The sequence below is a fragment of the uncultured Meiothermus sp. genome, assembly GCF_937863175.1.
Lineage (GTDB): Bacteria > Deinococcota > Deinococci > Deinococcales > Thermaceae > Meiothermus.
In genome coordinates, this window is the sequence record NZ_CALMCQ010000341.1 from 1 (window position 1) to 4,504 (window position 4,504).

At 62.0% G+C, this 4,504-nt stretch carries 5 protein-coding genes and 1 pseudogene; all 6 read left to right on the top strand.

Annotation, left to right across the window (positions count from 1 at the left end; all coding sequences use genetic code 11):
- Window positions 1–568 (top strand): sulfur oxidation c-type cytochrome SoxX (gene soxX, locus Q0288_RS12810; protein WP_299431027.1); only part of this gene is annotated, 568 nt, incomplete at its 5' end.
- Between the two features lie 57 nt (window positions 569–625).
- On the top strand, window positions 626–2,332 hold the full coding sequence (soxB, locus tag Q0288_RS12815; protein ID WP_299431030.1) for a thiosulfohydrolase SoxB: 1,707 nt from the start codon (window positions 626–628) through the stop codon (window positions 2,330–2,332).
- Window positions 2,333–2,347: 15 nt separating this feature from the next.
- The gene (gene soxX / locus Q0288_RS12820; RefSeq protein ID WP_299431032.1) at window positions 2,348–2,911 is read left to right on the top strand and encodes a sulfur oxidation c-type cytochrome SoxX; all 564 of its coding nucleotides are present in this window, start codon (window positions 2,348–2,350) and stop codon (window positions 2,909–2,911) included.
- 4 nt (window positions 2,912–2,915) lie between these two features.
- The gene (gene soxA / locus Q0288_RS12825; RefSeq protein WP_299431034.1) at window positions 2,916–3,716 is read left to right on the top strand and encodes a sulfur oxidation c-type cytochrome SoxA; all 801 of its coding nucleotides are present in this window, start codon (window positions 2,916–2,918) and stop codon (window positions 3,714–3,716) included.
- Window positions 3,717–3,724: 8 nt separating this feature from the next.
- Window positions 3,725–4,156, top strand: coding sequence for a rhodanese-like domain-containing protein (locus tag Q0288_RS12830; protein ID WP_299431036.1), 432 nt, complete (start codon window positions 3,725–3,727; stop codon window positions 4,154–4,156).
- A 10-nt stretch (window positions 4,157–4,166) separates the two neighbouring features.
- Window positions 4,167–4,504 (top strand): annotated as a pseudogene (locus tag Q0288_RS12835) (translation initiation factor 2); the annotation flags it as partial.

Consider the following 4,504-nt stretch of genomic DNA (forward strand, 5'->3'; position numbering starts at 1 on the left):
CTATCTACCTGCGTTGCTCCTTATACTCCTTGGCCTGGCCAGTGGTCAAACCGGCCCGTCCTACATCACCCCGGAACTCCAGCGGCTGATCCAGGCTGGGGGCCAGAACTACTCCAACGTCTTGCTCAGGCAAGCCTCCGACCAGGCCCTTTGCTCCATACACCGCAACAAGCTACCCGCCGAGGTGCTGGGCTCATTTATCGAGGAGCAGCGCAGAAACATCAAATACCCCGCCGATGGCAGGTTGATGGGGGATTGGAAACAGGGCGAACCCATCTTCAACACCCTGGCCAGAGGCAACTGCTTCTCCTGCCATCTGGGCTCCCCGCTCAACATCGGCGGCAACGTGGGGCCAAGCCTGGAGAAGTACGGCCAGCGGGGCACTTCCCAAGCGGTTCAGAAGTATAGCTACGAGGTGATTTACAATCCCTGGGCCTACTTCCCCTGCACGGTGATGTACCGCTTCGGACACGGGGGGCTGCTCGGGCCGGAGGAGATCGCCCACGTGGTGGCCTATCTGCTCGACCCGGCCTCGGACTTCAACACCAAACCGGCGCTCAGACGTTAGCCCCGCGAACTCTGTGCGCTCCCCTGGCGCGCACCTGGGCCCGGGAATGGAGGTGGTATGACCCGCCGTGAACTGATACAACTTGTGCTGGCCCTGGGAATTGCCTCCCCGAAAGCCTTTGCCCAGGCTATGGAACGTCCCGAGGCGCTCTACCACCTGCCGCCTTTTGGCAACGTCACCCTGCTCTTCAACACCGATATGCACGCCCAACTGCGGCCCCATTACTTCATGGAGCCGACCAACCTCCTGGCAGCCAGGGCCCTGGAAGGCCGACCCGGCTACCTGGCAGGCGAGGCGTTTCTGCGGTACTACAACCTCAAGCGGGGCAGCCTGGAAGCCTACGCTTTTTCCTCGGTAGACTTTGTGGCCCTGGCCCAACGTTTGGGGCCAATGGGAGGCGGGGCTTACGTTGGTGCGCTCATCAAACAGCAAAAGGCCCAGGCGGGAGCAGAGCGAACCCTGGTGCTGGATGGGGGCGATACCTGGACAAACTCCGGCATCTCGCTGCGCACCGAGGGGCAGGTGATGGTGGACTGGATGAACCGGGTGGGCTTCGACCACATGGTCTTCCACTGGGAGTACACCCTGGGGCGCAGACGGGTGGAGGAGCTGGTCAAGGAGCTAAAAGCCCAGATCATCAGCTTCAACATCGTGGACGACCTCTTCGGTGACCCCATCTACCCGACCCATGCCCTCCACCAACTGGGGGGCTACACCCTCGGCATTATCGGCTCGAGCTTCCCCTATGTGAAGGTCTCGCATCCCGAAGAATTTTCCGAAGGGCTTTCCTTTGGGGTGCGGGAAAACGAGCTGCAAAAACAGGTGGACGAGCTGCGAGGCAAGGGGGTAGATGCGGTAGTGATGCTCTCACACAATGGGGTGCCGCTGGACTCGGCCCTGGCCCAGCGTATCCAGGGGATTGATCTGATCCTCACCGGCCACACCCACGACTTCACCCCCACCCCCCTCCGCATCGGCAACACCTGGCTGGTAGCCGGTGGTTCGGCGGGCAAAGCCGTGGTACGGGTGGACTTGCGGCTGAAGAAAGGCGGCATTGCCGATCTGCGGGCCAGAACCCTGCCGGTAGCAACCCACCTGATCAAACCCGATGCCGAACTCGAGCGCTTCGTCCTCGAGGCCTATGCCCCACACCGCGAGTACCTCGAGCAGGTACTGGGCACCACCGAAACCCTGCTGTACAAACGCGACTCGACCTACTCAACCTTCGACGAACTGGCCGGCAGGGCAGTCCAGGCCGCCTATCCCGAGGTAGAGGTGGCCTTTAGCACCGGCACCCGCTGGGGTACGGCCATCCTGCCAGGGCAGGCCATCACCATGGACGCACTGCTGGCCTATACCGCTTTCACCTATCCCGAGGTTTATGTCTTCAAGCTCAAGGGAGACCGCTTGCAAGCGGTGCTGGAGGATGTGGCCGCCAACACCTTTAACCCCGACCCGTTCTACCAGCAAGGCGGGGACATGAGCCGGGTTTTTGGGCTTTCCTACGATCTGGCCGTGAATGCCCCCACCGGGCAACGCATTCGCAACGTGGCTATCCGAGGCCGCCGCCTCGACCCCCACCGGGAATACACCCTGGCCTCTTTTGGCGGGCGGTTGCAGCGCAGCGGCACCCTGGTGGAAAAATACACCCCCCGCCCCATCCACGAGGTAATTGCCGAGTATCTGAAGCAGGTCAAGACCGTGCGCATTCCCCCCCGCCCCAGCATGCGGGTACTGGATCAACGCTATGTGCTGCCTGGATAAAAAGGAGGAATATAGGTGAAAAAAAGATATTTCGGTTGGCTGCTGGCTGTGCTTCTGGCTGGGTTAACCCTGTCCCAGCAAGGCCCCTTCCAGCAACGGGTCAACCAGGCCATCCAGAGCGGCGGAAGCCGGTTCGCCGAGGCCATGAAGCAAGACCCCGACCAGGCCCTCTGTTCGATCCACCGCGACCGGCTGCCCCCCGAGCTTGCTGGGGCCTTCCTGGAGCGCCAGCGCGCCCTGATTAAGTACCCTGCTAATGGCAAGCTGATGGGAGACTGGAAACAGGGCGAGGCCCTCTTCACCGACCCCCGCAAGGGCAACTGCTATGCCTGCCACACCGGCGACCCTAAGGAGGCCGGGGCAGGCCTTCTGGGGCCAGGGCTGGTGGGGTACGGTCAGCGTGGCATCAGCGAGCCTGTGGTCAAGTACACCTACGACAAAATCTACAATGCCTGGGCCACCATGCCATGCTCGCTGATGTATCGCGCGGGTGTCCACGGCATTCTTACCCCCGAGGAGAGCGCTCACGTGACGGCCTTTCTGCTCGAGCCTGCCTCGCCCGTGAATGCCCGGAGGTGATGCCATGCGAACCGATCGAAGCCTGATAACTGGATTTTTGCTGGCGCTGGCCTTTGGCCTGGGTATCGCACTCACCCAGCAGCAGGAGGTAGACCCTTTCAAGGAGGCCCAACGACAGCGTGAACTATTCCGACAGACCGCCGGGATTCTGCCCGGAGAGCTGTATGCCGCTCAGGGCGAGGAGCTATTCGCTCAGAAGCGGGGCCCCCGGAATGCCTCCCTCGAGGCCTGCGACTTTGGCCTGGGGCCGGGGAAGCTCGAGGGTGCCCATGCTCAACTGCCCCGCTATTTTGCCGACACCCGGCGGGTCGAAGACCTCGAGACCCGTATTGCTAGCTGCATGGTGCGGCTACAGGGCTTTAAGCTTGCCGAGATTAAACGCGAAGATATCAAGGCCCTGAGCGCCTTTGTGGCCTCCAAGTCCAGCGAGATGCCCCTCCGGGTGGTGCCGCGCACTTCCCAGGAGATTGCCATGTACAACCTCGGGCGCGAGCTGTGGTTCCACCGTGCGGGCAACCGCGACATGAACTGCTCGATCTGCCACGATGCGTACGCAGGTAGCAGGGTTCGGCTTTCACCGGTGCGCAGCCCCCGCCAGGGCCTGTCCAACGAATGGCCGGCCTACCGCTTCGAGGCCGACAAGCTTTACACCCTGCAAGATCGCATCGCCTTTTGCTATGTCTCCATCGGGATAGCCGCCCCAGAGTTCTACTCGGAGCCCTACATCGCGCTCTCGGTCTATATGCTGGCTGAGGCCACCAGGGGTAGAAATAGTCTGACCGAGATGCCGGGCTTCACCCGCTAGGAGTCGTCATGCGCCGCTTGGGATTGGGGTTGGTAGTACTGATGGGCCTGGGGCTGGCCCAGGAGATGACCCCGGGCTCGCTAATAGAGCTGGGCAGCTTCATCAAAAAGATAAACCCTGCCAGCTATCTACTCTACGCTGCCGAGGCCAGGGAGTACGTGGAGGTCTTTGAACCCTTCATCCTGGACGTCCGCACCAACGAAGAACGGGCCCGTGGGTTCATTCCCGACTCGGTACCGATTCACATCAGCCAGCTCCCCGACCGCCTGGGCGAGCTTCCCAAAGAGAAAGACCGGCCGATCCTGGTCTACTGCGGCACCGGCCATGTGAGCGCAGTGGCCGCTGCATATCTGCGGGCGCTGGGCTACCAAGAAGTCAAAAATCTCAACGGGGGTTTTCGGAGCTGGGCAGAACTAAATCTGCCTATCAGAAGACCCTGAAGGAGGCCCTATGAAGTTCAAGCTGTGGTTGTTTGCGGTGTTCATCCTGAGTATGTCTGCGCTGGCCCAGTCACTGGAAACCACCTTGCGGGGGGTAGGCCTGGCCGATGCCCAGGCCCGGGTCGAGGCTGCCGTCACTGCCCAGGGTTTGAAGGTGGCCCGCACACTCAACCTCGGGGTGCAGGTCCGGGGCTTCCGGGCCGATTTTCCCGACTACCTCCTGATGGTGCTCGAGCCCGAAGCTGGCGTACTGGCCGCCGTGCAGGAAAACGTGATGAGCGCCATCATTCTGCCGCCCACCCTCTACCTGCACGCGGCCCGGCCGGGGGTGGTCACGGTGGGCACCTT

Bases quoted from the DNA above. Each gene is read 5' to 3' on its own strand.
- soxA (WP_299431034.1), top strand. From the start codon at position 2,916: ATGCGAACCGATCGAAGCCTGATAACTGGATTTTTGCTGGCGCTGGCC.
- Q0288_RS12830 (WP_299431036.1), top strand. From the start codon at position 3,725: ATGCGCCGCTTGGGATTGGGGTTGGTAGTACTGATGGGCCTGGGGCTG.
- soxB (WP_299431030.1), top strand. From the start codon at position 626: ATGACCCGCCGTGAACTGATACAACTTGTGCTGGCCCTGGGAATTGCC.